Raw genomic sequence first — 1,481 nt, 5'->3', positions numbered from 1 at the left:
CCGTCGGTTCCAGTGCTGAAGAACAACGCCGGGGCGGCCGCCCTCGCTGTCGTCGAGCAGCTCGACTTCGGCGACAGCTACGCGCTGACCCTGAAGGAGTGGCGGCGGCGCTTTCTCGACAACTGGTCCGCAATCGCGCCGTTGGGCTTCGACGAGCCGTTTCGCCGGCTCTGGGAGTTTTATCTCTGTTACTGCGAAGCCGGGTTTCGCGCCCGCACGATCGACGTCAGTCTGATCGCCCTGCAAGGCCGCTGAGGGGCTTTTTTGCCCGGCGCCCCGATCGGCCCCCCGATCGACTAGAGGCGTCGCGCTGTCAGCCCCTTCGCGACGATCGGGCCGGTAGGGCGTCCGGTGGGAGAGCCGGCCGCGGGCTCCACCGTGATCTCGAAGAGCTGGTCGGCATTCAGCGGCAGGTTCTCCAGGCGCAGGGGCACGGCGCGAGCCCGGTCGATGAGCCCGACCGAACGCGGCCCGGTGGCGCGGTCCCACAGCGTCCAGATTTCCAGCGCACGCCCCTGCGGCACGGCGATATCCTGGAGCGGCAACAGTTCGACGCGCCGGTCAGCGAACGTGTTCACCACGGCCGCTGCGACATTGGTCTCCGTCAGCAGAACCGCGACCATCACTGGCTGGCGACGGGCGCCATCGAGCGCCGCGACGAGCCCGAAGGTGAGCACCAGCGCGGCGGCGACACCGGCAAGGGCTGCTCCACGCCAGAGCCAGAGGCTGTCCCACCATTGCGAGAACCGCGCGCCGGGCGCTGACTGCGAGGCCACGGCTTCGCTTCGAGCGGGAACACGATCGAGGCCGCTCTCGATGCGCTGCCACAGCCCTGTCGATGGCTCGATCGGCAGGGCGGTGGCATCGATCGGCGCCAGCCGCGTTTGCCAGCGGGCGACCGCGGCATCCAGCTTGGCGTCGACCGCCATTCGCGTCTCGAACGCCTCTCTCTCGGCGCCGTCGAGCAAACCCACCGCATATTCTCCCGCGACAATCTCGCGATCCGGTCCCAGCGTCATCCGAGGCACTCCTTGAGTGCGATCAGCGAACGGCGGATCCAGGATTTCACCGTGCCGAGCGGCATGCCGAGCCTACCGGCGATCTCGCCATGGCTCAGCCCCTGCACGAAGGCGAGCAGCACCATGCCGCGCCGCGGGGCCGGAAGGGCTTCCAGGCAGCCGCGCAATGCCTCGGCATCGGAGAGCTTCGCCATCACGGTCTCCGGATCATCCTCCTCGCTTGCGGCCTCCTGGCCAGTCGGGCTTTCGTTGGTCTCCATGCGCCGTTCGTCACGCAGGATCGACAGCGCGCGGTTGCGCAGGATCGCGTAGATCCAGGTCAGGCCCGAACCGCGTTGCGGGTCGAAGCGTCCGGAATGGCGCCAGATCAGGATGAAACTGTCCTGCACCGCTTCCTCCGCCAGGGCGCGGCGCTTCAGCATGCGCTGCGCCACACCGAGCATACGCGGACATTCCTGGTCG

The 1,481-nt window shown here is 68.3% G+C and carries 3 protein-coding genes; 1 reads left to right on the top strand and 2 read right to left on the bottom strand.

Annotation, left to right across the window (positions count from 1 at the left end; all coding sequences use genetic code 11):
* A partial coding sequence (locus ACIPIA_RS16155; RefSeq protein ID WP_400510992.1) for a class I SAM-dependent methyltransferase occupies window positions 1-255 on the top strand: 255 nt, incomplete at its 5' end.
* Window positions 256-296: 41 nt separating this feature from the next.
* Here ACIPIA_RS16155 and ACIPIA_RS16150 read toward each other — a convergent pair.
* The gene (locus tag ACIPIA_RS16150) at window positions 297-1,019 is read right to left on the bottom strand and encodes an anti-sigma factor (protein WP_400510991.1); all 723 of its coding nucleotides are present in this window, start codon (window positions 1,017-1,019) and stop codon (window positions 297-299) included.
* Window positions 1,016-1,481 (bottom strand): sigma-70 family RNA polymerase sigma factor (locus tag ACIPIA_RS16145; RefSeq protein ID WP_400510990.1); only part of this gene is annotated, 466 nt, incomplete at its 5' end. The genes ACIPIA_RS16145 and ACIPIA_RS16150, both read right to left, overlap by 4 nt.

It is taken from the genome of Allobosea sp. CER48, assembly GCF_044752385.1.
Classification (GTDB): domain Bacteria; phylum Pseudomonadota; class Alphaproteobacteria; order Rhizobiales; family Beijerinckiaceae; genus Allobosea.
The sequence above is the reverse complement of the archived record's forward strand: the minus strand, read 5'-3'. Positions and strand labels throughout refer to the sequence as shown.